This window comes from Paraburkholderia diazotrophica (assembly GCF_900108945.1).
Lineage (GTDB): Bacteria > Pseudomonadota > Gammaproteobacteria > Burkholderiales > Burkholderiaceae > Paraburkholderia > Paraburkholderia diazotrophica.
The window spans coordinates 54,315-81,094 of the sequence record NZ_FNYE01000015.1 but is presented as its reverse complement, the minus strand read 5'-3'; the positions used below and the strand labels follow the sequence as shown (position 1 = coordinate 81,094).

The following is a 26,780-nucleotide window of genomic DNA, read 5'->3' as shown; positions in this document are numbered from 1 at the left end:
TTGATCGCCATGTTATCCGTCACCCGTCCCTCGCCCAGAATGGTTCGCATTGCCGCAGCTGTCGTCGTGCTCGGCGTCGCCGCATGGGGCAGCACGAAGCTCTTCGTCAGCCCCGGCACCGAATCCACGAACGACGCCTACGTCACCGCCGATTTCACGCTGGTTGCGCCGCGCATTGCTGGGCAGGTCACGGAGGTCTTCGTCGACGACAACCAGCAGGTGAAAACCGGACAGCTGGTGATGCGGATCGACGATCGCGACTATCAGGCCGCATTGCTCAGCGCGCAGGCCGACGTAACGGCAGCGAAAGCCGCCGTTGCGAACTACGATGCCGAGATCGCGCGACAGCCGTCGCTCGTCGACCAGGCACGTGCCACGCTGCGTTCCGATGAAGCGTCGATCGCCTTTGCGCGCGAAAACGCAGCGCGTTATCAGAATCTCTCGGAGTCGGGTGCCGGCACGACGCAGGAACAGCAGCACGCTGCCAGCGCGCTCGCCGAGCAGCTTGCGCAGCGGGCGCACGATCAGGCGGCCTTGTCCGCAACCGCACAGAACCACGATGTGTTGCGCACGCAGCGCGACAAGGCGGCGGGCGCGCTGGCGCATGCCGAAGCCGTGCTCGAACAGGCAAAGCTCAATCTCTCATACACCGAGATTCACGCGCCCGTCGACGGAAAGATCGGCCGGCGGTCCGTGCGTGTCGGCGCATTCGTGACACCCGGCGCACCACTCCTCGCAATTGTGCCGCTCGCGGATGCTTATGTCGTCGCGAACTTCCAGGAGAACCAGATCACGCACTTGCGGCCCGGCGAGAGCGTGAGCATCAAAGTCGACAGTTTTCCCGGCGTCGTCATCAAAGGCCATATCGACAGTCTGGCCCCCGCCACCGGCGTGAGCTTCGCGCCGATCGCGCCGGACAACGCAACGGGCAACTTCACGAAGATCGTCCAGCGGGTGCCCGTCAAGATCAGGATCGATCCGAACCAGCGAGCCGCGTCCGAGCTCAGCGTGGGGTTGTCGGTAGAAGCAGAGGTGGCAATCGGCAAGCGCGCCGATATGGCGATAGCAGGAGTGGACGCAAAATGAACACGCGTGAATTTTTTATCCGTGCGCCGGCGTTGGCGCTGACGTTATTGCTCTCGCTCGCGCTGAACGGCTGTCTGGTCGGGCCGAATTTCGAACCGTCGACCTCTGCAACGCCGGATGTATTCGACCGCACTCAGACTGCGCTGTCGCCGAGCAAACCCGTCGAATCCGGTTTCAATCCGGACTGGTGGACGCTTTTCAACGACCCGATGTTGAACGCGCTCGAAAAGCAGTTGACCGATGCCAACCTCGATGTCGCTGCGGCTTCTGCGCGCCTGCTGCAAAGCCGCGCCGGGCTGCGCGTTGCCGGTGCAGCGCGATATCCGACGCTGGATGGCGCGGCCTCGTATAACCGCGAACGCGGCAGCGAGAATGGCATTCTTTCGTTGCTCGGCGTGACACCGACAAGTTCGAATCCGCAATCTGCATCGGGCAGCGCGCCGCTGGGCGTATCGGCGATGCCTGGCTCGAAAGGCTCGCCCGCCTACAACCTCTATCAGTTCGGTTTCGACGCCTCATGGGAAATCGACATCTGGGGCCGTGTGCGGCGCGGTGTCGAAGCGGCTTCGGCATTGACCGATGCCTCTTATGAGGATCGCAATGCGGTATTGCTCTCGGCGCGCGCCGAGCTTGCGCGCGACTATATCCAGCTACGCGATACACAAGCCTTGTTGCAGATCGCGCGACAGAATCTCGAACTGGCAAACAATACGACGAAACTCACACAAACGCGCAAGCGCGAAGGCGTCACAACCGATCTCGACGTGGCGAATGCATCCGCACAGGCCGCGTCCATTGAAAGCCTCATTCCGACGCTCGAATCGCGCAAGGAAACGACTATCAACGCCATCGGGGTGTTGCTTGCCGAAGAACCGGGTGCCTTGAGCAAGACGCTCGACGTGCCGCAGGATGTCCCCGCTCTGCCTGCGCAGGTGCCAATCGGGTTCCCGTCCGAGCTGGCACAGCGCCGGCCCGATATCCGCCGGGCCGAGGCGCAGCTCCATGCGGCCACGGCGGCCATCGGCATGGCCAAGGCCGACTTTTATCCGCGCATCACGTTGAATGGCAGTGCCGGATTCCAGAGCCTTCAGCTTTCGAGTCTCGCCAATTGGGCATCCGGCCAGTTCGTCGTGGGACCATCGATCACGCTGCCGATCTTCGAAGGCGGACGCCTGAAAGGCACGCTTCAATTGCGCGAGGCACAACAGCAGGAGGCCGCCATCGTCTACAAGAAGACGGTTCTCGATGCATGGCGCGAAGTGGACGATGCCCTCATTACCTACGACGCGGAACAGCAGCGGCACAACAAGCTTCAGGAGGTCGTGAACCTGAATCTGCGTGCGCTTTCGGTTGCACAGCAGCGGTATAAAGCTGGTGCGCTCGATTATCTGGACGTGTTGAATGTCCAGAAGCAGCTGCTCGATGCACAGAGCAACCTCGAACAGAGCGGCGCCGATGCTGATGCGAACCTCGTCACACTGTGCAAGGTGCTCGGGGGCGGCTGGGAATCGACGTATGGTAAGCCAGCAACGCCTCAAGACAACGAAAGTACACAGTCGACGGCGCAACGCTGATCCGCACCCGCGTTCCCGGACAGAGTCTAATCGCGTCGCCCAGGCAGCCTCGCTTGGCTCCTGGTCGACATTTATTTGGGGGCAGCTCGCAAGCCCCCGTGTAGCTGGACATGTGACAGTTTTATCGTTTTGCTGCGTTTTCAATTTGACGAACACTGCAAGGGCGGGCACTTGCCATGACGCCGCGAGCAAACCGTCCTAGCATGTGAGGGCGCAGTGCGCGTGGAGGGTTCGCGATGATCGGGTCGAATGATTTCCGCAGCGGGACGGTGGCGCTGCGTGACGGCGGACACATGCCCGTCATCGGTTTTGGTACGCTGATCGCCGATCCGGCGACGACGGTCAGTGCCACGCGCGACGCGATCGAAGCGGGCTACCGGCACTTCGATTGCGCCGAGCGCTATCGCAACGAGCGAGAGGTAGGCGCTGCGCTGGAGTCGGGACTATCGGCGCGTGGGATCGCGCGGGATGCGATCTTCGCGACGACTAAACTGTGGAATTCAAACCACCGGCCCGAGCGCGTCGGCCGCGCTCTCGACGGGAGTCTTGAAAGGCTGGGACTCGACTATCTGGACCTTTATCTGGTCCACACGCCCTTCGCGTTTCAGGCGGGCGACGAACAGGACCCGCGTGACGCAAACGGAAATGTGCTTTACGACGTAAGCGTGACATTGCTCGACACGTGGCACGCGATGGAAGAACTCGTCGACCGAGGACGATGCCGCGCGATCGGATTCTCCGACATCACGCTGAGCGAGCTTCAGCCGCTGTATGACTCCGCGAAAAACAAGCCTGCGGCGATTCAGGTCGAATCGCATCCGTATCTGCCTGAAACGGAGTTGCTGGCATACTGCAACCAGCGGGGCATCGTCTTCACTGCGTTCGCGCCGCTCGGGCATGGAATCAGACCGGGGCCGCTCGAAGATCCCGTCATTGCGCGTATTGCCGCCCGTCTGGAAAGAACGCCGGCGCAAGTGCTGCTCGCGTGGGCCGTGCAGCGCGGCACGGCGGTTCTCACGACGCCAAAAACGGCGGCGCGAGCACGGGAGAATTTCGACATTTCCGCGCTTCCTTCCGATGCCTTCGATGAGATCAACGCAATAGAGACGCGACAGCGGTTCAACGAAGTCGTGAAGACGGGCAGTCCGGGTTTCATTCCACCGTCAACCGCGTGAGGCGATTCGTGTACGACAGACAAATGCGTCAAGTGCTCGATGCGCACTGGCGTGCTTCGTCGGCAGGTAATCTGGGTATCGGAGTGGAACGGTCATTCCCTTGTCCACCAGGCGACGGCAAGTCATCGGCCTCTGCGGACGCTCAGACCCGTGAGTTGGTGAGGCGGCTTACGCCGTGCAAGGATGACGTCTTGCTCCACCCACGAATTGCTCCCGAGCGTAAGTTTGATTTCTCTGTATCCAGTCAGCTTGTCGTTCACGAGATCGAAAGAAAGCACCCGCAAGGTTAGGGATGGTGTTCAGAACTCGTTTTGCCGCACTGAGCCATCAACATAGGGCCGATGCGGTGCAAGCGGTGCGGCACCTGGCTCGAATGCAGCGCGACGTTCGGCATAAAGAAGGCGCCGATTGCCTGCCCGCACGGGCGGCTTTTGTGCTCATGCAATGGCCTCGCCCATCAGTCGTCCACGCATCATCCATAGGTTGCTCAGGGCGAACAGCGTATGCAATTGCTGCGTGTTCTTCATCGGCCACGATAGCGCACCTTTAGATGCCACCGTGCGCGGCGATGAACATGGCGACGGCCGACCGGCAATAGGATTCGATTTCGTTGTCGTCCGCCGCTCTCGCCTGATCGAAGCGTGCGATCATCAGGAGATCGGATCCTTTGAAAAGCGCGGCAAACAAGCGGGCGGACCATAGAGGATCGGGCACGTTCAGAAGCGCCTTCGCGTGCAACTGACGCAACAGGGCCTCGATTTGATCGATGACATGGGCGGGGCCAGCTTCGTAATGGAGCTTGCTTAACGACTTCTGATTCGTCTTCTCGGCCATGACCATGGCTTCGACACTGCGGACGTCTGATCTCAACAGCGTGCGAAGCAGTGATGATCCCACCGCCATGAGCTGATCGTCGACCGAACCGTCGACGCCTTCAAGAAGGGCCTGTGGTGCAAACAACTGATGGCAGCCGGCCGCGATGGCCGCGCTGAATAGCGCCTCCTTGTTCTCGAAGTGCCGATAGATGCTGAGCTTGGATATCTTCGCCCGCTGGGCGACCTTGTCCAACGTCGTCGCTTGAAAACCCAATTCCACAAAGAGCTCGCCCGCGGCGTCGACGATCGTTTGGGCAAGCGCCTCGTTGGCGGGCCGGCCGCGCCGGCCCTGGCTGTTTTCGGTCACGACAATTCCAGTACTTGACAGTATTCAAATTCTCGAATTACGATACCACGAAGTATCTGAAATCTGCAAGCCAATGGCCAGGTTTCAACCTGTTGTCCAGATTCAAATTTCCCTGGGCCGCCCGGCGATATCGAATGCGGCATTGTCGGCCGGTCAACACAGTGACGGGCGACTTTCTCGCCGATGCCGAAACCCTGCCCGCTGGCCGTCTTGAGCGCGTTTCGCTGGACGATATTGCGCGCCAGGCCCAGCCCACCCCCTCCATCCACAACACGGAGCCCATCGCCATGAATGACGTCATCATCATCGGCGGCAGCTTTGCCGGCCTCGCCGCCGCCCTGCAGCTCGGCCGTGCCCGCCGCAAGGTCACCGTTCTCGATACCGGCCTGCCGCGCAATCGCTTCGCCGGCCACTCGCATGGCCTGCTCGGCCACGATCACAAGCCGCCGGTGGACATCCTGGTCGAGGCGCGGCAGCAGCTGGCGCGCTATCCAACGATCAGGCTGGTCAATGCGCGGGCGGAGAGCGTGTCTGGCGCCATCGACAATTTCTGCGTCGTCACTGACGATAACGAAAGCCTAAGGGCGCGCCGCCTGATCCTGAGCTATGGCGTCGCCGACCAGATGCCTGATGTTCCGGGCTTTGCCGAAAGCTGGGGCACGTCCATCGTGCCCTGCCCCTATTGCGACGGCTTTGAAGTCGCCGGCCAGCATTGGGGCCTCGTCTGGTCCGGCCCGCAGTCCTACCAGTCTGTCAGGCTGTTCCGCGATTGGACTGACAAGTTGACTGTTTTTGCCGATGGTCATGACATTGCGCCCGATATCCAGGCCGATCTGGCGCGCCGCAACATACCTGTGGTCGATGGCCGGATCGTCGAGATCGCCCATCACAAAGGCCATATCACTACCGTCAATCTCGATACCCGCCGCAATGTCGCGGTTGACGTTCTGTTCGCCCATCCGCGCAACAAGCCGTCCGCGAGCCTGCATGAATCGCTGGGCCTTGCCACGGTCGATACGCCTGTCGGCATCGCCCTCAAGGTCGACGAGCGCCGCCAAACCAGCATGCCTGGCATTTACGCCGCCGGCGACCTCGCCACGGCCTTCTTGCCCTCGGTCACCCAGGCATCATCGCAGGGCGCGATGGCGGGTATCTTCGCCCAGCAGTCGATGCTGGTTTGAGAGCACAGACTCCCCAAAGGATAGGCGGGTGTTCCGATTGAGAATGTGGCTGAGCCCCATTCGCTGATCAAAGAGTTGAGGAAGAGAACGATGTCGAAACAACCAATGAACAGCTTCGCCGGAAAATGGGCTCTGATCACCGGGGCATCGAGTGGCCTCGGCCTTGAATTCGCAGATCTACTGGCTGCGCACAAAGTCAATCTCGTATTGGCGGCCCGACGGCAGGAGTCGATGGAAAAGCTTGCCTCCGATCTACGCCGCAAATACGGGGTGGATGTACTGGTCGAGCCGATCGATCTTGCCTCGCCGGGCGCGGCCAGCCGCTTGAAATGCAGTCTCGACGCGAGGTCGGTGACCGTCGACATCTTGTTGAACAACGCCGGATACGGCCTGCACGGCGACTTATTCGAAACGCCGATCGAGCGCACCGCGAACATGATCCAGCTCAACATCACGACGCTCACAGAGCTGACCTATCTCTTCGGCCGCGATATGGCCAAGCGGCGATCTGGACATATGCTTCTCGTCGCTAGCCTCGTGGCCTTCCAGGCCATTCCCAGCTACGCTGCCTATGCGGCGACCAAGTCATATGTACTCGCCCTTGGCGAGGCCCTGCACGACGAACTCCGCCCGCATGGTGTGGTTGTTACCAGTCTCTGCCCGGGGCACACCGCGACGGGCTTCGATGAGGCAGCCGGCGCAACCACCTCGGCCATGCTGCGCCTCCTCACGATGAAGCCTCGTCCAGTCGCCGCGAGCGGTATTCGGGCGTTGTTGCAAGGAAAGGCTATGGTGGTCGCGGGGCTGTCGAACAAGATTGCAGCCTTTTCAAATCGTCTGACGCCGCGATCAATGCAAAGGGCCACGTTGAAAAGAATAGTGGACGCTTAACTCCTGGAGCGCTGGCGTGAGGCGTTCCTCGAACAAGCGGGGGCTCTGACTGCGATGCGCGCTTTGGCATCGGACAGCTTAGTTAAGAGCGAATCGGAACAAGGAGATGACATGGCAGAGCAAAATGCCTATCAGGTTGCCGACTGGAATGGTCAAAGCGGGGAGCGCTGGGTCGCCAACCAGGCCCGGCTCGACGCCATGGTGGCGGTCTTCGGTGAGGCCGCGATCGAAGCCGTTGCGCCCGCGGCGGGCGAGCGCGTGCTGGACGTCGGCTGCGGCGCGGGCGCGTCGAGTCTGGCTCTGGCCGCCCGCGTCGGCGCGCGAGGGCAAGTGCTGGGCGTGGACATATCCGCACCGCTGATCGGCCGAGCGCGCGCGCTTGCGCCACAGGATACGCAGGTCCTTTACCAGGTGGCCGACGCCAGCAGCGCCGAGCTGCCCGAGGGCGCGTTCGACATCCTGTTCTCGCGTTTCGGCGTGATGTTCTTCGACGATCCGACAGCGGCGTTCGCCCATATGCGACGCGCGCTGCGGCCAGGCGGGCGGGTCGCTTTCGTCTGCTGGCGCGGCGCGGCCGAGAACGATTGGGTGCGCCTGCCGATGGGCGCGATCAAGGGCATCCTCCCGCCGAGCGCGCCGCCCGATCCCGAAGCGCCCGGCCCATTTTCGTTCGGCGACCGGGGGCGGGTGTCGCGCATCCTGACCGCAGCCGGCTTCGCCGATATCGCTATCGCGCCCTTCGATGCTTCCGTACCGTTCGGCGAGGGCGGGACGCGGGACGCTGCGATCGACGACGCGGTGAAAATGACGCTCGAGGTCGGCCCACTGTCGCGCGCGCTCGCTGATCAGCCCGACGACATCCGCGCCCGCGCGTCGGCCGCGGTTCGCGCCGCCTTCGCGGGCCTCCCCGGCGAGCGGTCGGTGATGATCGACGGCGCGGCGTGGATCGTCATGGCACGCAATCCGGCAAGCTGACAGGGATTAACAGAGGAGTCGCTCCCGCTCGGTGGAGCTGGGCGTCGTTGGGCGCTCAGATTGATGTCCTTTCTGGCCGATGACCGAGCGCTCGCCTTGTGACAATCAGATGGCCGGTTGCGAAGCAGAGCCGACGCCTGAGCGGCCTGCCGGCGGCGCATGTGACCGGCAGTTTGTGGCCGAAAGCACCAGTTCCGTGAACCTTCCACAGAGCTGACGTTCGAGTCTCAACGACAAATTTCCGGCGACGTAGATGGACGCGTAACCCCGGCCAGGAGCGACCTTTGGTCGCAAGCGATTGACGTCCGCTTCGACTCATTACCGGCAGTTCATGATGTCGGCAAAGTGTGCATCCAGCTTGCTCCGGTGCCGTGGTTCCGGTGGGATATCCGACGCGCTATCCCGCGTACGAACGTGATGCTGATCTATCTATCCGCTGGATACGCGACGAGATGTCTGCCGCGCAGGGTCAAGTCGATGGGCGTCGTCGCGACCTGCCGACGCTGTTTCCGCGTTCCGGCTCGCTTCGGGCAGCGCCCACGGTGCCGGGCGATTGGGCCGCTCACCACGCTCACGAAACAGGCAGTCGAATTCGTGCGTCCCTTCCTCCACCGGTGGCCGGCCGTGCGCCGATGCGCGTGAACACCAGCCAGGCGAACAGCACCACGCTGATGCCGACGACAACGGACGCGAGGCCGATCACCGGCTCGGCCGCCGTGTAGCCCTTGAGCCGCAGCGCCAGCGCGCCCAGCATCACGGGCACGCCGATGTTGTGCAGCCAGAACTGTGCGGTCGCCACCCGGCCCTCAGCGATGGCCGGATGGACCATGCCGATCAGCGCGAACAGCACCATCGAGACCCAGCCGAGGAGGTTGAGGTGCGCATGCACAGCGGTGAGCGTGTGGTCGCCAGACGCGCCCATCACGATGCCCAGCGCCACCGCGGCGGCAAAATAAACGACGGCCACGCGGAGCCAGGCGCGGCTGCGAGCATTGTCGGTCATGGCATTGCTCCCCGATGATCAGCGGCCGTCACGAAGCGGCCGGGACGGCGCCCAATTGCTGCATGATCGAAGCGAGATCGATCCACACGTTCTCGCGCCGGATCAGGCCGTCGGGCGCCATGTCGAACACGTGCAGCAGGCGAAAGCTCAGGCGCCGCCCACCGCCCGAAATTCCGAAGGGCGTGCCCGGCGCGGTGCCCTCCCACAGGCTCTCGTCGACGACGAAGTCCGGCCCGTAATAGCGGCGCAGCGAGGTCACCTTCTCGCCGGAAAGATCCGCGAACAGCGCGTCGTAAAAGGCGCGCGCTTGCTGCCTGCCGTGCAGCGGGCCGGTGGGCGAGCCCACCACGTCATGCTCGACATCCGGGACCATCGTGCTCAGCACGCCCTCGACGTCGTCTTCCGCCTCGAAGCGGAAATGACGATCGATCATGCGATCGAACTGCTCCTTCTGGATCGGCTCCATGATGCTCCTCTATCGTGCGACAATGACGTATACTGAGACGGTATCTTTTGTTGAGACAGCAGTCTCATTAATAGACGATGAAAACCAATACGTCAAGCCGGAACGCGTGCCCCGCGTCGGCCGGCGAAGGCCGCACCAATCAACGCCGCCGCACGCGGCGCGCGCTCATCGATGCGGCGCTCGCGCTCTGCGAAGGTGGCCGCAGGCCCAGCTTCCCCGAGGTGGCGGAGCGCGCGATGGTGTCCCGCGCCACGGCTTATCGCTATTACTCCTCGGTCGAGGACCTGATCAGCGACGCGATGTTCGAGCGCGCGGTGCCGCCGCTTGAAAGCTTCTGCCGTCCCGGACACGACGATCCGGCAGAGGTGGCTACCCGCGCGGCGCGCACCATGAACAAGCTGTTGCTCGACGATGAGGTGGGCCTGCACGCGGTGGAGCGTTCGTTCATGTCGGCGTGGCTGGACAACCCGCCGGAATCGCGACCGCCGCGGCCTGCGCGGCGCATGCAGTATGTCGATCCGATCGTGGAGGCATTGAAGAACGAGTTGACACCGGCTGCGCGTCGACGGCTCGCCCATGCGTTGGCCATGCTGATGGGAACGGAGGCCATGCTGTCGCTGCGCGATGTCGTCGGTGCAAGCATCGACGAGGCGCTGGCCGCCAGTGGCTGGGCCGCGCAGGCCGTGGTCCGCCAGGCGCTTGCGGAGGCCAGCGAGCGCCCCCGCAAGCGCAAGGCAAGGTCTGCGAAGAGCGACGGCTCTCGCTTGGGAAGTGGACAGTAGCGTCCATGAGCGGACGTGGCAACGGCTCGAGAGTGTGGGTTCGCTCGCAGCGACAGCTGACGTTCGCCGCCACCGCAGGTGCGAATGTCGGCACAGCTCCTGATATCAGCCGGACTGACGCGACACCCGAATGTCGGCAAAGGCCGAAAAGCCGGCAGCTATGACCTGCCCTCCCGCGCTCGCGGTGCCCCTCCGGCGCTTGCCGCGATAAGCGCGCGTTATCATGGCGATCACGCTCACGTCGATGCGTCATCGGGCTGTGTGTCGGGGCGTGCAACGGCCGTTCAACTGGGTGTCCGGTACGGCAAGTCATCGGCGTTATGCGAACCTTTCCATAAGGCCGACGCGATCTGTCGGCTGCGCTGAACGAATTGACAACTTGCATCCGACGATGCGAATCACTTTAGACCGGCCTTAGCTTCGATTCCATCTAGCGTATATACGCTTCCACCGCAGTCGTGCGACACCCGTCATGCACAGGCTCTACGTCGACCTTTCACACTAGATACTATGGAAGGGCCGCTCAGTAAGCCCGGATTGCATAATCGAAATCGCGCTCTGTGGACAGATGCCTGTGATCTACGGACACGAGCCAGACATTGTTAGCGTTTCGCCACCGAATCGGTGAATCTTCCCTGCTGCGCCTCACTTTTCAGGCGCACTCGCTTGCGTTTTTCATCTGCCCTTTGGCGGTCGTATGCATGAGTTCAACGCCGCTCAACAAGATGCGGGCACAACGAAAAACCTTGACTCCCAACATGGATCAGGTACGTCGCTTGATCACCCGGTGGTCTTGTTCCACGATATTGTCGAAAAACAAAGGCGTCAGAACGCGGACGCTATTTTGAATACACTCACCAGATTTTCGAGTTCCTGTGACTGATGCCGCAGGCTTTCCGCTGCGGCGGCCGCCTCTTCGACAAGCGAAGCATTCTGCTGTGTGACCTGATCCATTTGTCCCACTGCCTGGTTCACCTGTTCGATCCCCGTTCCCTGTTCCAGACCAGCCGCGGCGATCTCGGCAATCATCCCTGCCACCTGCCGGACATTCGTAACAACTTCGCCGATCGTGGTGCCAGCGATCTCGACTTGCTGACTGCCCGACTCCACACGTGCGACCGAGTTCATTATCAGCACCTTGATGTCTTTCGCGGCTGAAGCGCTGCGCTGTGCAAGACTGCGAACCTCGGATGCGACCACGGCAAATCCACGCCCCTGATCTCCTGCTCTCGCCGCTTCGACCGCTGCATTCAGCGCGAGAATGTTGGTTTGAAACGCAATCCCCTCAATAACCCCGATAATCTCGACAACCTTGCTCGACGATGCGCTGATCTCATGCATCGTGCCGATCACCTGCGACATGACATCACCACCCTTCGCTGCGACGTCGGAAGCGGATGAGGCCAGGCGATTGGCGTGCGTCGCGTTGTCCGAGTTGTTCCGCACAGTCGTGGTCAACTCCTCCATTGATGCGGCAGTCTGCTGAAGCGAAGCCGCCTGTTCCTCGGTGCGAGCGGAGAGGTCGAGATTGCCCGCTGCTATCTCGCGCGACGCGCTGGCGATTGCCTGAGTGCCGTTGCGCACGCGCCCGACGATCTGGGCGAGGTTATCGCGCATCGCGCTGATGGCGGCAAGCAGGCTCGATTCGTCGCCAGCCCGGATCCGCACGGCGGTGGCAAGATCACCTGCAGCGATCCGCTTCGCAACTGCGACCGCGTACGCTGGCTCTCCACCCAGTTCACGCAGCAGATGGCGCACAATCAGTGTGCCGAGAGCAGCCACGATCGCTAGCGTCAAACCGGCTGCAACCAGAATCGTCAGGAGGACGTGGTTGACGATTTGTGCCGCGATATCGCTGCCCTGCTGCCCGAGCTGAACGTTATAGGCGCGGTGCGCGACGATCGCGGCATTGAGCTTTTCCGCAGTCGGGAACAGCTGTGTCTGTGCCTGGCTGAATGCAGCCGACGTATTCGTTCGTGACAGGGCAAGCACGCTGTCACGCAGCGATTCAAAACTCGTTAGCAGTTCCCGATCTGCCGACAGCATTGACCGGTCCTTTTCGTCCGACGTCAGGGGTTCGTAGCGTTTCAACGCATCGATGATCCGCTCATGCTGTGCGCCAATCTTTTGCTCGATCTGCTTTTTCTCAGTATCGCCTGCGGTCAACAACTGCTGATAAACCAGTACGCGCATGGTATCAAAGCTCGTCTGCGCTTCGTCGAGCACCACCAGGCTGGGAACGGTATTCACGCTTGCATAGGTCGCAGAGTCGTAGACCTGCCTTATTTCGTAAAACGCCACCGCCGTGATAAACGCAAGACCAACCGCCGCGCTCACAATGAGAATGGTGAGGCGCTTCGCCACAGTAAGTCCGTAAAACCAGCTCATGTCATACCTCATTCACGCATCGTTGGTTTGTGATGTGTCATGCCGCCGCCCGTGCAACCAGGCGTATTGCATATGGCTGCATCCGGCTATGTCGGCAAATACGGTTGACACTGAAGGCTGGGGTTAACGCAGAGGGGCCCAATGCCCTCTCGTGCCGCCCTGGGATATGAATGACAGTGGAGAGTTCGCAACGGATACTAAAAGGAAGCTCAAACGTTTTGAATGCAGCCGACGTCATGTCCTGATGCGAACAACCTCCGATGAGTCCGCTTCGGACATCACGTTGCGGCTGTGGCAAAGATTTTCACGCCGCGCGGGTTCCCTTGCAAGTCTATAAGCCTGGCGGCGTGATGGGACACGACAATTGCCGACGATCCTGTACGTGCCTTCGCCGAGCCGCCGCTTATCGATGATGCGGCTGAGCTGCTCGCCTCAGCGCCTCTCGATGCGATCGTCTACGCGTTCACTAGTAGTAGCTACGTTCGCGGCCGCGCCGATGACGCGATGCTGAAAAAGCGTCTCGAGACCCGCACACGGGCATTCCAATCGTTATTTCCAGTGCGGCCGCGGTCGCCGCCCTGGAAGTCCTCAATGCAACAAAGCTCGCATTGGTCAGCCCGCCCTGGTTTTCGGCAGAAATGGACCGGCACGGCGCCCGATACTTTCAGGCTTGCGGATTCGATGTGATTCACAGTGGGCCCGCAGGCCTGCCATCTGATCAGCAAGCCATTCGACCCGGCGATCTTGATGATGTTGGCTGACCGCCGGTTTGGACCATGCGCCGGTGACGATGGTCGCTCAGGTGCGAACGTATGGAGCGATGGCCCGCCGGCGGGAGCGATGTCCGATCACCTGCAGACCCACTTCAAAACTTCGTTGACTGGTCCCGCCTCCCGCGCCGTAACTAACGACGACCCATGCCACGCCCTCATCGAACGGCCTGATGTCCCAGCCATAGCCAACAGAACAGCTGCACCATGCGGTGCTATCGAACCGCGCCTGGTGCCGTCATCTCCACAAAGACCTCGAAGTTTCCTGGAAATTGTGTTTGCAAAGCAAGCCATTAAGATAACCTTTCGTTTTTCAACAGCAGGGTCTTGCTGCATAACTTGACTATGCAATCTAAAGCTCAACATCCATTGTCATCAATCCGTGAGTAGGTAACACGCGTGCATTTCTTGACTAAGTAATAAGGACTTCAAAATTATTGTTTAATAATTCTTGCGACGAGCGGCGGGCGTACTCCTTTACCTTTGGAGTCCATACTATCTACCCCGTGGAAGTCAATCTTTTCGGGGCCCGATCCGAGCCCGCGGCACAGCAATCGAGTCGCAAAAATGTCCACATTGAAACAATGATTTATGGCTATTTTCATGATTCGAAATGAAAAATGCGGACCTTTTTGTGTGTTTTTGCGCCGCACTGAAAAGTGCGGACCTTTTTGTACGTCGAGACCTATCACCCCCATTGAGCCTAGGGCCTTGCCCGCATATCGCAAAAACACGATATAAGATTCGGTCCATAGCGATGCAGATGCCGACTTCCCGGCTAAAGAGTCTGCTCGCCGTTTGTCGTCTTGTTTGTCATCTGTTTCATGAGCACGAAGCCTAACCCGAAGACTATCGACATCGACGCGATCCACAAGGCGCTGGCGAACCCGGCGCGCCGCGCGATTCTTGCGAAGCTGCGCGAACCGGAGAAGTACTTTCCGGATCAGGAGCTCTCGTATGAACACGGCGTTTGCGCAGGCCAGTTCGACGCGTGCTGCGCCTTGTCGCAGTCGACCACATCGGCGCATCTCGCCGCGTTGCAGCGCGCCGGGCTCATAACGTCGAAACGCGTGGGCCAATGGGTTTTCTTCAAGCGCAACGAAGCCGTCATCGCGGCATTTCTCGCGCACATGAACACAGATCTCTGACGGGCGCAGATGCGTCTTCGCACGCATCCGCGCTTTTTCCCCGAATGCAGTTTCGATACATACACACGGGCTCTATGCCCGCAAGGATTGGACGTTATGCCGACTCTTTTCGACCCGCTCCAGATTGGCGACCTGACACTGAAAAACCGCATCGTGATGGCGCCGCTCACGCGCCAGCGCGCCGGCAAGGTACGCGTGCCGAATGCGCTGATGGCAAGGTACTATGCCGAGCGCGCGAGCGCCGGGCTGATCCTCTCCGAGGCAACGTCCGTGACGCCGCAAGGTCTCGGTTACGCGGACACGCCCGGCATCTGGTCGGACGAACAGGTGGAAGGCTGGAAGCTCGTGACGGACGCCGTCCACCAGGCGGGAGGCAAGATCTTCCTGCAACTGTGGCACGTGGGCCGCGTGTCGGACCCGATCTTCCTCGACGGTGAACTCCCCGTCGCGCCGAGCGCGATTGCACCGCAAGGACACGTGAGCCTCGTGCGTCCGCAGCGTCCTTTCGTGACGCCGCGTGCGCTCGACATCTCGGAGATTCCGGGCATCGTCGCCGCCTATCGCAAGGGCGCGGAGAACGCGAAGAAAGCGGGCTTCGACGGCGTCGAAGTACACGGCGCGAACGGCTATCTGCTCGACCAGTTCCTGCAGGACAGCACCAACAAGCGCACCGACGCCTACGGCGGCCCGGTCGAAAACCGCGCGCGCCTGCTGCTCGAAGTGACGGACGCGTGTATCGACGTATGGGGCGCGGGTCGCGTCGGCGTGCACCTCGCGCCGCGCGGCGACGCGCACACGATGGGCGACTCCGACCCGGCCGCGACGTTCGGCTATGTCGCGCGCGAACTCGGCAAGCGCAAGATCGCGTTCATCGCCGCGCGTGAAGCGGTCGGCGACGATCGACTCGGCCCGCAACTGAAGAAGGCATTCGGCGGCGTCTATATCGCGAACGAAAGCTTCACGAAGGACAGCGCGCAAAAGCTGCTGGACGCAGGAGACGCAGATGCCGTCGCGTGGGGCAAGCTGTACATCGCGAATCCCGATCTCGTGCGCCGCTTCGAACTGGATGCGCCGCTCAACGAGCCGGTCCCCGCGACCTTCTATGCGGAAGGCGAAACGGGCTACACCGACTATCCGGCGCTGGAAGCGGTGAACTGATGCTTCAGTTGCACGCGCAAGCGCAATAGCGGGTAGCACGACGACGCGGCCGGAACTGTTCCGGCCGCGTTTGTTTTTTTATATCGTGCATCAGTCGACAGCCTTCACAGCGCGACGCATGAACACGCGCTTCGTTTCATCGACGCCGCGCGCAATCCGCAGCGCGCGGATACGCTTCAACGCCACATCGAGTTCGTGGTCCTCGAGTACGCTGAAACCGAGCCGCCCATAGTACGGCGCATTCCAGGGCACATCGCGAAACGTCGACAGTACAACTTGCGTCGCGCCCCGCTCGCGTGCGCGCGCATCGACGTGATCGAGCAGGGCCGCGCCGATGCGCCGCCCCGCATGCTCGGGCAGCACGTCGAGCGCTTCGACGTAAATGCGCGTGCGCAGCATCGCGAACATCACGAAGCCGACACACGCGCCGCCGCATTCCGCGACGATCACCTCGGCGGCACGCACCTTTTTCAGCACGAACGGCGCATCCATCGGCCGCGCAGCCGCGATGCCCGTCAGGCCGACGTTCACGAAACGCTGCGCGGCCTCGGATTCGACGAAGAGAATCGACGCGACGTCGTCGGGCACGGCGGGCCTGTAATGGACAGCGGGCGCTTGCATCGGGCTATGGGGTTGCATACGGCGGTTGCAGTGAACGGTTGCGTACGAGCGGACATATTGACATCACCGACCCTCGCGAAACAACCCACCCGTCACGCCGATATAATGCCCAGCACGACAGCACGCATGTCAGGAGTCGCTCAATGGCACTTTCAGGTCTTCTCGTCTTTGCGCTCGCGCTGATCGTCGCGGCGGGCTCTCCCGGTCCGAGTATCGCGGCGCTCGTCGCGCGCGTGCTCACCAACGGCTTGCGCGACGTGCTGCCTTTTCTCGCCGCGATGTGGCTCGGCGAAGCGCTATGGCTCAGCTGCGCTGTGGCCGGGCTCGCCGTCGTCGCGCGCACGTTCGCGCTCGTGTTCATCGTGCTGAAGTTCGCCGGCGTCGCCTATCTGCTGTTTCTCGCGTGGAAGATGTGGCTCGCGCCCACGGACGTGCACGAAAGCACGCTGCCGAGCGGCCAGTCGCCGTGGCGCATGTTCGTCGCGGGCATGATGGTCACGCTCGGCAACCCGAAAATCATGGTGTTCTACCTCGCGCTCCTGCCGACCATCATCGACCTGTCGCGCGTCGGCACGCTCGCGTGGCTCGAACTGACGCTGACGATGCTCGCCGTGCTGATGACGGTCGACTTCGTCTGGGCGCTGCTCGCCGTCAAGGCACGCACGCTGCTGACGAGCCGCCGCGCCGTGAAGATCGCGAACCGCGCCAGCGCGACGATGATGGCGGGCGCGGCGGCCGCAATCGCGACCCGCTGATTTTCTTTCTTCTCGACCGAGCCCGCGCATGCGCGCCCATATGTTCAAGCAAACGGGCCGCGACGCGCTGCTCGCGCTCGGCCGCGAACTGAAGGCCTGGAAGCCCTCGCCCGAACGCGCGCTGTTCGGCATCGAGGCGATGATCTCGGTCGTGCTGTCGGTGGCGCTCGCGCATTTGCTGGATCTGCCGAACACGTGGTGGGCCGCGATCAGCGGATTCGCCGTCATGCAGACGCGCTTCTCTGCGTCGGCCGAACGCGCGCTGCATCGCGTGCTCGGCACGATAGTCGGCGCCGTGTTCGCCGTGCTCGCGGGGTCCATCATCGGCGATCGTCCGTGGCTCTTCGTTCCCGTGCTGGGCGTGATCGGCGGCGTGTGCGTGTATCGCGCGAACGGCTCGTCGGCGTCATATGCGTGGGTGCTCGGCGGCGTCACGTCCGTGATGGTCCTGTATCAGGCGCATGAACTGCTCAGGTTCGGCCCGACCGCGTCGTTCGCGATGCTGCGCGTCGCCGAAGTATGCGTCGGCACTTTCGCGTGCCTCGTCGTGTCGGGCGTGTTCCATCTCGGCATCCGCTGGTATGAGCGACGCCGTCCCGCATCGAAAGCAGCGGCGGCCGCCGCGGCATCCGCCGACGCGGAACGTCCGACGTTCGAAACGCTGCGCCACGCGCGCATCGTGCTCGCCGTGCAGGCCGGCATCACCGTGTCGATCCTCGCCGCGCTCACCTATGCGCTCGCGCTGCCGGGCTTCGCGCAGGCGCTCGTGACGGCCATCGCAGTGCTGATCCTGCCGCCATCGTCGCTCGTCGTGCGCTCGCAAAAGCCCGTCGCCGACAAGATGGTGCAACGCGTGGCCGGCTGCCTGATCGCGGGCGCGGTCGGCATCGCGTTGCTTCCGCTGATGCACGGCCAGATCGTGCCGTGCCTGCTCGCGCTGGCGGCGGGCGTGTGGGCTGGCTGTCACGTGCAGACGGGCAAACAGGGCGCAAGCTACATCGGCCGGCAGTTCACGATCGCGTTCATCATGGTCTTCGTGCAGGATCGCGCGTGGTCCGCCGATCCGCATCCCGCGCTGCTGCGGCTCTCGGGCATCCTGATCGGCATCGCGATTCTCACGTGCGTGATGCTCGCCGCCAGCCGCTTCTCTTTTCTGCCGCAATCCGAAGAAGCCACGCCCTGAGCGCGACGCTTTCGTTGTTCACGGCCCGCATCTGCGGTTCGCTTTCATGGCTCACATTCGCGGCTCGCCGAACAGCGCCTCGCAGAGTTCGAGCCCCTCGGCCGTCAGCGCCGCCGAGCCGTACCCTTCCTCGTCCATCTGCACGCGCACGACGCCCGCCGACTGCAATTGCGTCAGATAGCGCCGCAGCGTGCTCATCGGCAGATCGGCGCGCTTGCTGAGCTTCGCGAGCGACCACGATTTGGCCGACGATTCGCGCGCCGCTTCCCACAGCAGCATCAGCAACTGCTCGACGACGGGATCGAGTTCGCCGTCCCCGTCGGTGTCGTCGCAGTGCTTGTCGTGTGCCGGGTCATTCGGGTTCAAGTCGAATCTCCTCTGGTCTGTCTGCGGCCCATCCGTGGTCCATGACTCATTGCCGCAAGCTCGCCGCCGCCAGCTTGCCGATCGTCGCCAGCGCGCGTTCGATTTCCGGCGACCATGCGTAACTGTAATTCAAACGGATGCAATGACTGTACCCGTTCGTCGTCGAGAACATATAGCCCGGACCGACCGTGATGCCGTGCTCCAGCGCGAGCTTGTACAGCTGCATCGAATCGACGCCGCGCGGCAGTTCGACCCACAGCACGTAGCCGCCCATCGGATGCGACACGCGCGTGCCTTCGGGAAAGAAACGCGTGACCATCGCCGTCATCAGCCGCGCGCGCTGCGCAAAGCCCTTGCGCAGCCTGCGCAGATGATGCTCGTAGCCATCCTGCTTCAGATATTCGGCGATCGCGAGCTGCGGAATCGACGGCGTGGTCAGCGTGTTGAGGAACTTGAGTTTCTCGACCTGCTCGCGATAGCGCCCCGGCATTGCCCAGCCGATCCGGTACGCGGACGTGAGCGTCTTCGAAAACGACGCGCAATGCAGCACGAGTCCCTTGCGGTCGTAGTTCTTCAGCGCGCCGGGATGCACGTCGCCGAAATACAGTTCGTGATAGACGTCGTTCTCGATTACGGGCACGTCGTGCCGCACGAGCAGCTTGACGAGCTCGCGCTTCTTCTCGTCGGGCATCTGGAAGCCGAGCGGATTCTGGAAGTTCGGCATCACCATGCACGCGGCGATGCGGCGCTTGTCGAGTATCTGCGCGAGCGCGCCGAGATCGATGCCCTCGCGCGGATGCGTCGCCACTTCGATTGCGCGCATGCCCATGCGCTCGATTGCGTGCAGCATCGCGTAGAACGTCGGCGACTCGACGGCCACCGTGTCGCCCGGCTTCGCGACCGCCTGCAGACACAGATTGATCGCCTCGGTTGCGCCGACCGTGACGACGATCTCGTTCGGATCGACGGCGACGCCGTTCTCCAGATACCGCCGCGCAATCTGGCGGATCAGATCGGGATTGCCGGGCGGCAACTCGTCGGTGACGCCCCATTGCGTCTTGCGCCGGCCGACGGCATGCGCGTAGCGGTTGATCTTCTGGAACGGAAACAGCGCAGGATCGGGATACGGCGAGCCGAGCGGCACCGCCTCGTCGCTGCCGATAGAGCGCAGCGTCGACAGCACGAGCCGGCTCACGTCCACCTGCGCGGACACGGCAATCGGCTTCGACACATCCAGTTCCTGCACAGGCGCGGCGTCGTTCGCGCCGAGCCGCACGAAATAGCCGGACTGCGGGCGGCTCTGGATGATGCCCTTGCTCTCCAGCAGCAAGTAGGCGCGCAGCACAGTCGTGATCGAAATCTGCCGGTGCTGGCTGGTCTGCCGCACGGAGGGCACGCGCTCGCCCGGACGGAACACGCCTCGCCTTACCTGCCCTTCGATTTCCTTCGCCAGTTCTTCGTAGAGCTTCAACGGATGCCTTTGACGTGAGCGCGGCCGCCGTGCGTCGAACGCATGACAAACGCGCGCGATGAACGAGCCGCACCAAACGAACTGCACAAAACACGCGAACCGCATGAACTGCGTGAACTGCGATTGTGCGCGCCGCCCGCTTTTTAAACACAGTTCATCGCGATTGATCATTTCCTTCGATAACAGTCGAAACTGTACTCTTTTTCTTTCGCGCATTGTGTACACGCCGGCTACGTGTGATCCCCACTACGCTTTCGTCAACATCAAGCACCACCGGACGCATCATGGACAAGACCACCAAGCCAGGCCGCATCGAACCGTACACAGGCCCCGCCGCCGGATGGGGCGCTCTGAAGTACGTGGCGATCAATCTGATCAAGGAAAAGGTCGCGGGCGGCAACTACAGGACGCTCTTCAGGCAGAACCAGCCGGACGGCTTCGACTGTCCGGGCTGCGCGTGGCCGGACCGGCAGCACGCGTCGACGTTCGAGTTCTGCGAGAACGGCGTGAAGGCTGTCGCAGCGGAAGCGACGACCAAGCGCGTGACGCCCGAATTCTTTGCACGGCACACGGTCGACGAGTTGATGAAGCAGGACGATTACACGCTCGAACAACATGGCCGGCTCACCGATCCGATGGTGTTCGACCCGCTGACGGACAAGTACACGCCGATTTCGTGGGACGACGCGTTTCAACGGATCGCGAAGCATCTGAAGGGGCTCGACAGTCCACATCAGGCCGCGTTCTATACATCGGGGCGCGCAAGCAACGAGGCCGCGTTCCTGTACCAACTGTTCGTGCGCATGTACGGCACGAACAATTTCCCCGACTGCTCGAACATGTGCCATGAGGCGACGAGCCGCGGCCTGCCCACGACCGTCGGCATCGGCAAGGGCACGGTGACGCTCGATGATTTCGAGCACGCCGATACGATCCTGATCTTCGGCCAGAACCCCGCGACGAACCACCCGCGCATGCTCGGCGAACTGCGCGAATGCGCGAAGCGCGGCGCGACCATCGTGTCGGTCAATCCGTTGCGCGAACGCGGGCTCGAACGTTTCGCGAGCCCGCAGCACGTCGCGGACATGCTGTCGCCATCGGGCGTGAAGATCGCGTCGACGTTCGTCCAGCCGAAGATCGGCGGCGATTTCGCGCTGCTCAAGGGCGTCGCGAAGCGCGTGCTCGAACTGGACGATGCCGCCATCGAGCAGAACGCCGAGCGCGTGCTCGACGTCGCGTTCATCGAAGAACACACGGCCAACTTCGAAGCGTTCGCCGCCGATCTGCGCGAAGAAAGCTGGGACGCGCTCGTCGAAGAATCGGGCGTCGCGCGCGAAGACATCGAAGACCTCGCGCGCATCTACGCAAGCGGCAAGCGTGTGATCTCGACGTGGGGCATGGGCCTCACGCAGCACAAGAACTCGGTGGCGACGGTGCACATGCTGTCGAACCTGATGATGATGCGCGGCAATATCGGCCGCCTGGGCGCGGGCCTGTGCCCCGTGCGCGGCCACTCGAATGTGCAGGGCAATCGCACGGTCGGCATCGAGGACAAGCCGACGCAGGAATTTCTCGACCGTCTCGGCACGGTGTTCAATTTCGAGCCGCCGCGCATGCACGGCTACGACGTCGTCGAGACGATCGAAGCGATGCTCGAAGGCCACGTGAAGGTGTTCATCGGACTGGGCGGCAACTTCTCGATTGCAACGCCCGACACGCCGCGCACATGGGACGCGTTGCGCGCGTGCGATCTGACCGTGCACATCACGACGAAGCTCAATCGCAGCCATCTCGTGCACGGCAAGGACGCGCTGATCCTGCCGACGCTCGGCCGCACCGAAATCGATCTGCAAAACGGCGTGCCGCAAGGCGTGACCGTCGAGGACTCGATGAGCATGGTGCATGTCTCGTACGGCATGAACAGGCCCGCTTCGGAGAACCTGATGTCGGAGACGCGCATCGTCGCGCAGATCGCGCACGCGACGCTCGGCAGCAAGAAAGTCGACTGGCTCGCCTATGCGAACGACTACGCAAAGATTCGCGACGCGATCGAATGGTCGATCGACGGCTTCTACGACTACAACAAGCGCATCGCGCACCCGGGCGGCTTCCATCTGCGCGTCGCTTCGCGCGAGCGCGACTGGAAGACGGATACGGGCAAGGCGAACTTCGTCGTGCATCAGATTCAACGCGACACGCCTATCACGCGCGCGCGCAAGCTGCACGGCGAACGCGCGATGACGCTGATGACGACGCGCTCGCACGACCAGTACAACACGACGATCTACGCGCTCGACGATCGCTATCGCGGCGTCTACAACCAGCGCCGCGTCGTGTTCGCAAACGCCGCCGATATCGCGATGCTCGGCTTCAGGCCCGGCAACTGGGTCGACATGGAAACGGTCTGGGATGACGGCATCGAGCGTCGCGCGGAGCGCTTCCTGCTCGTCGAATATGACATTCCGCGCGGCTGCCTCGGCGCTTATTACCCGGAGACGAATCCGCTCGTGCCGCTGTCGAGCGTCGGCGATGTGTGCAATACGCCGACGTCGAAGTCGATTCCCGTCCTGCTGCATCCGTCCGCTGCGCCTGCCGCTGCCGCGTGACGAAACGGCGCAGCAGCATAGGCCGGCTGCTTTACACCGAGCGCTCGACCAATTGGCGAATCACGGCTTCTACCGTCACGCTGCCCTTCAGCGACGACGCGGGCGCCTCGAACTCGATCCACCCTTCGTTGAAGCCATCGAGCATCTGCATGCGCGGCAACGGGTTCTTCATTCCTTGCGCGCGAAAGAGCGCTTCCCATTGGGCGCGCGGCACGATCTGCATGCGCACCGGCCGGTCGAGCGCACTCGCGAAGGCGGCCGCGATTTCATCCGGCGTCACGCGACGCGGGCCTTCGAGTTCGACGACGCGCGCGCCTGTCCACGTGTCCTGAAACAGATGCGCGGCGACGCGGCCGATATCGTCGGTGGCGACCATCGGCACGGGCTTGTCGAGCGGTTGCAGAAACGCGGGGATCACGCCCGACGTGCGCGCCGGCTCGACATCCCACGCGCAGTTCTCGAAGAACCACGCGGCGCGCAGAAACACGACAGGCATGGGCAACATGCGAAGCTCCTGCTCCATGATGCCGAGCTGATTCAGCAGATTCGGCTGCGCGGCTTGCGCGCCGATCGTCGACAGCACGACGACGCGCGATGGCTTCGCCGCGTTCAGCGCCGCGCGCAACGCCGCGATATTGCGGCGCGACTCCGCGAAATCCGGCGACGGATCGAACACGGGCGGCAGCAGCACGAACACGCCCTCGGCGCCTTCGAATGCGCGGCGCAGCGCCGCTGCATCATGCATCCCGGCAAGCGCGACTTCGCAGCCGCGCGCCGCCCACGGCGCGCCCTTCTCCGCGCTGCGCACCACCGCGCGCACAGGCTTGCCCTGCGCGAGCAGCGTGTGCGCGACCACGCCGCCGACTTGACCCGTAATACCCGTAATAGCGAACATGTGCAGACTCCCGTTCAATTGAAAATGCTTGCGACGGGATGCATTGTGGTCGCGGGAAGCGCTTTACACCATGACATGAATATCATTTGACTCATGACACAATGGCATCACGAGCAACGTCATGCATGACGCGGAAGAAAGGAGCGCGCGATGTCCTTCGACGAACGTATTCTCAATGGCATGGGCGTGCTGACGGCGATCGTCGACAGCGGGTCTTTCGCGGGCGCAGGCGAACGGCTCGACATGTCGCAGTCGGGCGTGAGCCGCTCGGTTGCGCGGCTCGAGGCGCGGCTCGGCATACGCCTGTTCGACCGCACGACGCGCACCATCACGCTGACCGACGAAGGCCGGCGTTTCTACGAGCACATCGTGCCGCTGCTGGGCGGGCTCGAAGAAGCGGCGGCCTCGGCGGCGGGCGGCGCGACGGCCGTGCGCGGGCGGCTGCGCGTGAACGTCGATCCGTTCTTCTCGAAGATCGTGCTCAGCCCGCAAGTGGGCCGGTTCGTCGAGCGCTATCCGGAACTCGATCTCGATCTGATCACGCGCGACCAGTTGGGCGACATGATCGCCGACGGCTTCGATCTCGCCCTGCGTTTCGGCGAGCCGCGTCCGTCGACGCTCGTCGCGCGCAAGCTGCTGGAAACGCGCATCGTGACGGCTGCGTCGCCGGGCTATCTGACGAAGTACGGGCGTCCCCTCAAGCCAGCCGATCTGGAGCGCGAGCCGCACAACTGCATCCACTATCGCGACCCGGAAACGGGACGTCCGTTCGTATGGGAATTTCACCGGCCGCGCAAGAAAATCGTCATCGCGGCGCGCGGCCGGCTGGTGGTCAACGACGTATCGACGATGCACGGCGCGTGCCTCGCGGGACACGGCATCGCGCAGATTATGGCGCTCGGCACGCAGCCGCTGTTCGACAGCGGCCGTCTCGTCGATCTCTTTCCCGACTGGCCCGACGAGCGTTTTGCGCTTTACGCGCTTTATCCGTCGCGGCGTCATCCGTCGGCGAAAGTGCGCGCGTTCCTCGACTTCATCGTGAAGATCACGGGCTCTGCGCTCGCCGATACGCCGTGGTACTGACGCGTCGGCGAGCGCGGGCTCATTTGCCGTTCTTCGCCCGCGCCTGCTCGGCGATCGCCTTGTAGTCGTAAGTCGGGTAGAACTCGGTGTGATAGCCGCCCCACGCGGTTTCCTCGATCGCGCGGTTGACCTCGCGCAACCGGTTGGCGGGCACGCGCAGCGTGACGACCTGGCCGACGCCCATCATCACGTACCACGACACGACCTCGATGCCCGGCGGCGGAAACGCCTTGTAGAAGCCTTGATCGGCAAGCTCCTGGTTGATCTTCGGCAGCGGCTTCGACTGGTCGTGCTTGAGGAAGATCGTCAGCAGGAACGTGCCGTCGGCGGCGGGTGCCGGCGGCGGCGGTGCGCCGGCGTACGCCTGCGCGGCGGCAGGCAACGGAGTCATCGCGGCAAGCATTGTCATCAAAGCGGCTCGTGCAATCCATGTGCGAACAACGTGCATCGGTTCCCTCCCTGGTTTCGATGGAAAACGGAACGACAGATGAAAGGGTTCGTTGCATTCATCATGCCATCGCCATCCGGCGTGCACATGACGGCGCGCTGCCGCGAGCGGGCCCGACATCTGCGGCATTAAGGGTTAAACATATGTTGCAATTAATATTGTTGTGGCAACATCTGTGCACACACGCTTCGGACGGCGCCGGACCGTGCGGTTCGCCCGTCCAAAACTGACCGATCCAGATTCAACAGGGGACTTGCAATGAAACGACTGAACTCGCTCGCGCTAGCCTTGTGCATCGCAGCGACGTGCCTCACTTCCGCAGCGAATGCCACCGCGCAGGAATCGCAGCCGACGCTCACCAAGATCGAGTCCGCCAATCTGATCGCCATCGGCCATCGCGAGACGTCGGTGCCATTCTCGTATGTCGATTCGAACAATCAGGTGATCGGCTTTTCGCAAGACCTGTGCAACAAGATCATCGACGCGGTGAAAGCGAAGACGCACAAGCCCAACCTTCAGGTGCGCTTCATTCCCGTGACCTCGCAGAACCGCATTTCGCTGGTGCAGAACGGCACCGTCGATCTCGAATGCGGCGTGACGACGAACCTGACGTCGCGGCAGAATCAGGTCGCATTCGGCGATACGTTCTTCGTCGCGACCACGCGCCTGCTCACGCGCAAAGACTCCGGCATCAAGGACTTCCCCGATCTCGCCGGCAAGACGGTCGTGACGAACCAGGGCACGACGTCCGAGCGCATTCTGCGCAAGATGAACGAAGACAAGAAGATGAACATGCAGATCATCAGCGCGAAGGACTACGGCGAAGGCCGCATGACGCTCGAAACGGGCCGCGCCGTCGCATACATGATGGACGACGTGCTGCTGGCTGGTACGCGCACGCTGACGGCGAAGCCCGCTGACTGGGTGATCGTCGGCACGCCGCAATCGTCCGAGGCGTACGGCTTCATGCTGCGCAAGGGCGACCCCGAGTTCCTCAAGGTGGTCGACGAGACGCTCGCGCACGTGATGAAGAGCGGCGAGATCAACGCGATGTACGACAAGTGGTTTATGAAGCCCGTGCCGCCGAAGAACATGAACTTCGACTTCCCGATGAGCGACAACCTGCGCACGCTCTACAAGAATCCGAACGACAAGGCTTTCGAATAACGCCTGTATCCGAGGGCTCGCCAAAAGCGCGCCGGAGGCCTCGCCAGCCGCCCTTGCGGCCGGCTTTCAGACCGGTCCGGCGCGCCGCTTGCATAGCGCCGAACGCAAGCTGCCGGAGTAGAATTGTACGAATCGAAACTCGTGACGATCTGCTCCGGAGCTGCAATGACATCGCCCCCGCCCAACGAGGAACACAAGCGCTGGAAACCGTCGCCCACGCTGCTGAACGTCCTCACCGCGCTGATCGGCATCGCAACGCTGTGCGCCGGAATCGGCTGGCTCGTGTATAGCTGGTTCGTCGATCTCGAAGTGCCTTACTTCGCTATTCCGCTCGTGTTGTGCGTGCCCGTCATCGTGGCCGTCACGTTCAGGAATATGTTCGACTGACGGGGTCCGGTTCGCGCGA

At 62.6% G+C, this 26,780-nt stretch carries 24 protein-coding genes and 2 pseudogenes; 15 read left to right on the top strand and 11 right to left on the bottom strand.

Going from position 1 to position 26,780, the window contains the following annotated elements:
* Positions 1-9: 9 nt before the first annotated feature.
* The 3 genes from BMW76_RS19990 (at position 10) to BMW76_RS19980 (ending at position 3,835) form a co-directional block, all read left to right on the top strand.
* Positions 10-1,086, top strand: coding sequence for an HlyD family secretion protein (locus BMW76_RS19990; RefSeq protein ID WP_090868325.1), 1,077 nt, complete (start codon positions 10-12; stop codon positions 1,084-1,086).
* On the top strand, positions 1,083-2,660 hold the full coding sequence (locus tag BMW76_RS19985; RefSeq protein ID WP_090868151.1) for an efflux transporter outer membrane subunit: 1,578 nt from the start codon (positions 1,083-1,085) through the stop codon (positions 2,658-2,660). The genes BMW76_RS19990 and BMW76_RS19985 overlap by 4 nt, the downstream gene beginning before the upstream one ends.
* Positions 2,661-2,896: 236 nt before the next feature.
* Positions 2,897-3,835: an aldo/keto reductase gene (locus BMW76_RS19980; RefSeq protein WP_090868149.1), complete on the top strand. Its 939-nt coding sequence runs from the start codon at positions 2,897-2,899 to the stop codon at positions 3,833-3,835.
* Between the two features lie 437 nt (positions 3,836-4,272).
* On the opposite strand, the pseudogene BMW76_RS40395 reads toward BMW76_RS19980, so the two are convergent.
* Both BMW76_RS40395 and BMW76_RS19975 read right to left on the bottom strand, forming a co-directional pair.
* Positions 4,273-4,391: pseudogene (locus tag BMW76_RS40395) on the bottom strand (IS5/IS1182 family transposase); the annotation flags it as partial.
* The gene (locus BMW76_RS19975) at positions 4,382-5,017 is read right to left on the bottom strand and encodes a TetR/AcrR family transcriptional regulator (RefSeq protein WP_090868147.1); all 636 of its coding nucleotides are present in this window, start codon (positions 5,015-5,017) and stop codon (positions 4,382-4,384) included. The gene BMW76_RS19975 and the pseudogene BMW76_RS40395, both read right to left, overlap by 10 nt.
* Positions 5,018-5,304: 287 nt before the next feature.
* Between BMW76_RS19975 and BMW76_RS19965 the strand changes: the two genes are divergently transcribed.
* The 3 genes from BMW76_RS19965 to BMW76_RS19955 all read left to right on the top strand — a co-directional run bounded on the left by BMW76_RS19965 (position 5,305) and on the right by BMW76_RS19955 (position 8,064).
* On the top strand, positions 5,305-6,198 hold the full coding sequence (locus BMW76_RS19965) for an NAD(P)/FAD-dependent oxidoreductase (RefSeq protein WP_090868143.1): 894 nt from the start codon (positions 5,305-5,307) through the stop codon (positions 6,196-6,198).
* A gap of 90 nt (positions 6,199-6,288) precedes the next feature.
* Positions 6,289-7,089, top strand: a complete 801-nt coding sequence (locus BMW76_RS19960; RefSeq protein WP_090868141.1) for an SDR family NAD(P)-dependent oxidoreductase — start codon at positions 6,289-6,291, stop codon at positions 7,087-7,089.
* A gap of 111 nt (positions 7,090-7,200) precedes the next feature.
* The gene (locus BMW76_RS19955; RefSeq protein WP_090868139.1) at positions 7,201-8,064 is read left to right on the top strand and encodes a class I SAM-dependent methyltransferase; all 864 of its coding nucleotides are present in this window, start codon (positions 7,201-7,203) and stop codon (positions 8,062-8,064) included.
* A 571-nt stretch (positions 8,065-8,635) separates the two neighbouring features.
* Here BMW76_RS19955 and BMW76_RS19950 read toward each other — a convergent pair.
* On the bottom strand, positions 8,636-9,067 hold the full coding sequence (locus BMW76_RS19950) for a hypothetical protein (RefSeq protein WP_090868137.1): 432 nt from the start codon (positions 9,065-9,067) through the stop codon (positions 8,636-8,638).
* 28 nt (positions 9,068-9,095) lie between these two features.
* Complete coding sequence (locus tag BMW76_RS19945) at positions 9,096-9,533, bottom strand: ester cyclase (protein ID WP_090868135.1); 438 nt, start codon at positions 9,531-9,533, stop codon at positions 9,096-9,098.
* Positions 9,534-9,610: 77 nt separating this feature from the next.
* Here BMW76_RS19945 and BMW76_RS19940 point away from each other — a divergent pair, with 77 nt between their 5' ends.
* Positions 9,611-10,315 carry a TetR/AcrR family transcriptional regulator gene (locus BMW76_RS19940; RefSeq protein WP_090868133.1) on the top strand — a complete coding sequence of 235 codons (705 nt, stop codon included), beginning with the start codon at positions 9,611-9,613 and terminating at the stop codon, positions 10,313-10,315.
* A 652-nt stretch (positions 10,316-10,967) separates the two neighbouring features.
* Here BMW76_RS19940 and BMW76_RS19935 read toward each other — a convergent pair.
* Positions 10,968-11,126 (bottom strand): annotated as a pseudogene (locus tag BMW76_RS19935) (IS6 family transposase); the annotation flags it as partial.
* Between the two features lie 14 nt (positions 11,127-11,140).
* Positions 11,141-12,703 (bottom strand): methyl-accepting chemotaxis protein, encoded by a 1,563-nt coding sequence (locus BMW76_RS19930; RefSeq protein ID WP_177200431.1) that lies wholly within the window; start codon positions 12,701-12,703, stop codon positions 11,141-11,143.
* Between the two features lie 1,594 nt (positions 12,704-14,297).
* On the opposite strand from BMW76_RS19930, the gene BMW76_RS19925 reads away from it, so the two are divergent.
* Both BMW76_RS19925 and BMW76_RS19920 read left to right on the top strand, forming a co-directional pair.
* Entirely contained in the window at positions 14,298-14,621 is a 324-nt protein-coding gene (locus BMW76_RS19925; RefSeq protein ID WP_090868129.1) for an ArsR/SmtB family transcription factor, read from the top strand.
* A 96-nt stretch (positions 14,622-14,717) separates the two neighbouring features.
* Entirely contained in the window at positions 14,718-15,779 is a 1,062-nt protein-coding gene (locus tag BMW76_RS19920; protein WP_090868127.1) for an alkene reductase, read from the top strand.
* 90 nt (positions 15,780-15,869) lie between these two features.
* Here BMW76_RS19920 and BMW76_RS19915 read toward each other — a convergent pair whose 3' ends face one another.
* Positions 15,870-16,418 carry a GNAT family N-acetyltransferase gene (locus BMW76_RS19915; RefSeq protein WP_245763287.1) on the bottom strand — a complete coding sequence of 183 codons (549 nt, stop codon included), beginning with the start codon at positions 16,416-16,418 and terminating at the stop codon, positions 15,870-15,872.
* A gap of 125 nt (positions 16,419-16,543) precedes the next feature.
* On the opposite strand from BMW76_RS19915, the gene BMW76_RS19910 reads away from it, so the two are divergent.
* Positions 16,544-17,155 (top strand): LysE family translocator, encoded by a 612-nt coding sequence (locus BMW76_RS19910; protein WP_090868122.1) that lies wholly within the window; start codon positions 16,544-16,546, stop codon positions 17,153-17,155.
* A gap of 28 nt (positions 17,156-17,183) precedes the next feature.
* A complete protein-coding gene (locus BMW76_RS19905) occupies positions 17,184-18,338 on the top strand; it encodes an FUSC family protein (protein ID WP_090868120.1) in 1,155 nt (384 codons plus the stop codon).
* 51 nt (positions 18,339-18,389) lie between these two features.
* Here BMW76_RS19905 and BMW76_RS19900 read toward each other — a convergent pair whose 3' ends face one another.
* Entirely contained in the window at positions 18,390-18,704 is a 315-nt protein-coding gene (locus tag BMW76_RS19900; protein ID WP_090868118.1) for a helix-turn-helix domain-containing protein, read from the bottom strand.
* 46 nt (positions 18,705-18,750) lie between these two features.
* Positions 18,751-20,175, bottom strand: coding sequence for an aminotransferase-like domain-containing protein (locus BMW76_RS19895; protein WP_090868323.1), 1,425 nt, complete (start codon positions 20,173-20,175; stop codon positions 18,751-18,753).
* 284 nt (positions 20,176-20,459) lie between these two features.
* Between BMW76_RS19895 and BMW76_RS19890 the strand changes: the two genes are divergently transcribed.
* On the top strand, positions 20,460-22,781 hold the full coding sequence (locus BMW76_RS19890; RefSeq protein ID WP_090868116.1) for an FdhF/YdeP family oxidoreductase: 2,322 nt from the start codon (positions 20,460-20,462) through the stop codon (positions 22,779-22,781).
* A gap of 31 nt (positions 22,782-22,812) precedes the next feature.
* Here BMW76_RS19890 and BMW76_RS19885 read toward each other — a convergent pair whose 3' ends face one another.
* Positions 22,813-23,676: an NmrA family NAD(P)-binding protein gene (locus tag BMW76_RS19885; protein ID WP_090868114.1), complete on the bottom strand. Its 864-nt coding sequence runs from the start codon at positions 23,674-23,676 to the stop codon at positions 22,813-22,815.
* A gap of 150 nt (positions 23,677-23,826) precedes the next feature.
* Here BMW76_RS19885 and BMW76_RS19880 point away from each other — a divergent pair, with 150 nt between their 5' ends.
* Positions 23,827-24,759, top strand: coding sequence for a LysR family transcriptional regulator (locus tag BMW76_RS19880; protein ID WP_090868112.1), 933 nt, complete (start codon positions 23,827-23,829; stop codon positions 24,757-24,759).
* A 19-nt stretch (positions 24,760-24,778) separates the two neighbouring features.
* Here BMW76_RS19880 and BMW76_RS19875 read toward each other — a convergent pair whose 3' ends face one another.
* Entirely contained in the window at positions 24,779-25,207 is a 429-nt protein-coding gene (locus BMW76_RS19875) for a hypothetical protein (protein ID WP_090868321.1), read from the bottom strand.
* 258 nt (positions 25,208-25,465) lie between these two features.
* On the opposite strand from BMW76_RS19875, the gene BMW76_RS19870 reads away from it, so the two are divergent.
* Both BMW76_RS19870 and BMW76_RS19865 read left to right on the top strand, forming a co-directional pair.
* Positions 25,466-26,374, top strand: coding sequence for a glutamate/aspartate ABC transporter substrate-binding protein (locus BMW76_RS19870; RefSeq protein ID WP_090868110.1), 909 nt, complete (start codon positions 25,466-25,468; stop codon positions 26,372-26,374).
* A gap of 165 nt (positions 26,375-26,539) precedes the next feature.
* On the top strand, positions 26,540-26,761 hold the full coding sequence (locus BMW76_RS19865) for a hypothetical protein (RefSeq protein ID WP_090868108.1): 222 nt from the start codon (positions 26,540-26,542) through the stop codon (positions 26,759-26,761).
* The last annotated feature ends 19 nt before the right edge of the window (positions 26,762-26,780 follow it).

Coding starts and splice junctions, on each gene's coding strand:
- BMW76_RS19990 (WP_090868325.1), top strand. CDS start 10: ATGTTATCCGTCACCCGTCCCTCGCCCAGAATGGTTCGCATTGCCGCA.
- BMW76_RS19985 (WP_090868151.1), top strand. CDS start 1,083: ATGAACACGCGTGAATTTTTTATCCGTGCGCCGGCGTTGGCGCTGACG.
- BMW76_RS19980 (WP_090868149.1), top strand. CDS start 2,897: ATGATCGGGTCGAATGATTTCCGCAGCGGGACGGTGGCGCTGCGTGAC.
- BMW76_RS19965 (WP_090868143.1), top strand. CDS start 5,305: ATGAATGACGTCATCATCATCGGCGGCAGCTTTGCCGGCCTCGCCGCC.
- BMW76_RS19960 (WP_090868141.1), top strand. CDS start 6,289: ATGTCGAAACAACCAATGAACAGCTTCGCCGGAAAATGGGCTCTGATC.
- BMW76_RS19955 (WP_090868139.1), top strand. CDS start 7,201: ATGGCAGAGCAAAATGCCTATCAGGTTGCCGACTGGAATGGTCAAAGC.
- BMW76_RS19950 (WP_090868137.1), bottom strand. CDS start 9,067: ATGACCGACAATGCTCGCAGCCGCGCCTGGCTCCGCGTGGCCGTCGTT.
- BMW76_RS19945 (WP_090868135.1), bottom strand. CDS start 9,533: ATGGAGCCGATCCAGAAGGAGCAGTTCGATCGCATGATCGATCGTCAT.
- BMW76_RS19940 (WP_090868133.1), top strand. CDS start 9,611: ATGAAAACCAATACGTCAAGCCGGAACGCGTGCCCCGCGTCGGCCGGC.
- BMW76_RS19930 (WP_177200431.1), bottom strand. CDS start 12,703: ATGAGCTGGTTTTACGGACTTACTGTGGCGAAGCGCCTCACCATTCTC.
- BMW76_RS19925 (WP_090868129.1), top strand. CDS start 14,298: ATGAGCACGAAGCCTAACCCGAAGACTATCGACATCGACGCGATCCAC.
- BMW76_RS19920 (WP_090868127.1), top strand. CDS start 14,718: ATGCCGACTCTTTTCGACCCGCTCCAGATTGGCGACCTGACACTGAAA.
- BMW76_RS19915 (WP_245763287.1), bottom strand. CDS start 16,418: ATGCAACCCCATAGCCCGATGCAAGCGCCCGCTGTCCATTACAGGCCC.
- BMW76_RS19910 (WP_090868122.1), top strand. CDS start 16,544: ATGGCACTTTCAGGTCTTCTCGTCTTTGCGCTCGCGCTGATCGTCGCG.
- BMW76_RS19905 (WP_090868120.1), top strand. CDS start 17,184: ATGCGCGCCCATATGTTCAAGCAAACGGGCCGCGACGCGCTGCTCGCG.
- BMW76_RS19890 (WP_090868116.1), top strand. CDS start 20,460: ATGGACAAGACCACCAAGCCAGGCCGCATCGAACCGTACACAGGCCCC.
- BMW76_RS19885 (WP_090868114.1), bottom strand. CDS start 23,676: ATGTTCGCTATTACGGGTATTACGGGTCAAGTCGGCGGCGTGGTCGCG.
- BMW76_RS19880 (WP_090868112.1), top strand. CDS start 23,827: ATGTCCTTCGACGAACGTATTCTCAATGGCATGGGCGTGCTGACGGCG.
- BMW76_RS19875 (WP_090868321.1), bottom strand. CDS start 25,207: ATGCACGTTGTTCGCACATGGATTGCACGAGCCGCTTTGATGACAATG.
- BMW76_RS19870 (WP_090868110.1), top strand. CDS start 25,466: ATGAAACGACTGAACTCGCTCGCGCTAGCCTTGTGCATCGCAGCGACG.
- BMW76_RS19865 (WP_090868108.1), top strand. CDS start 26,540: ATGACATCGCCCCCGCCCAACGAGGAACACAAGCGCTGGAAACCGTCG.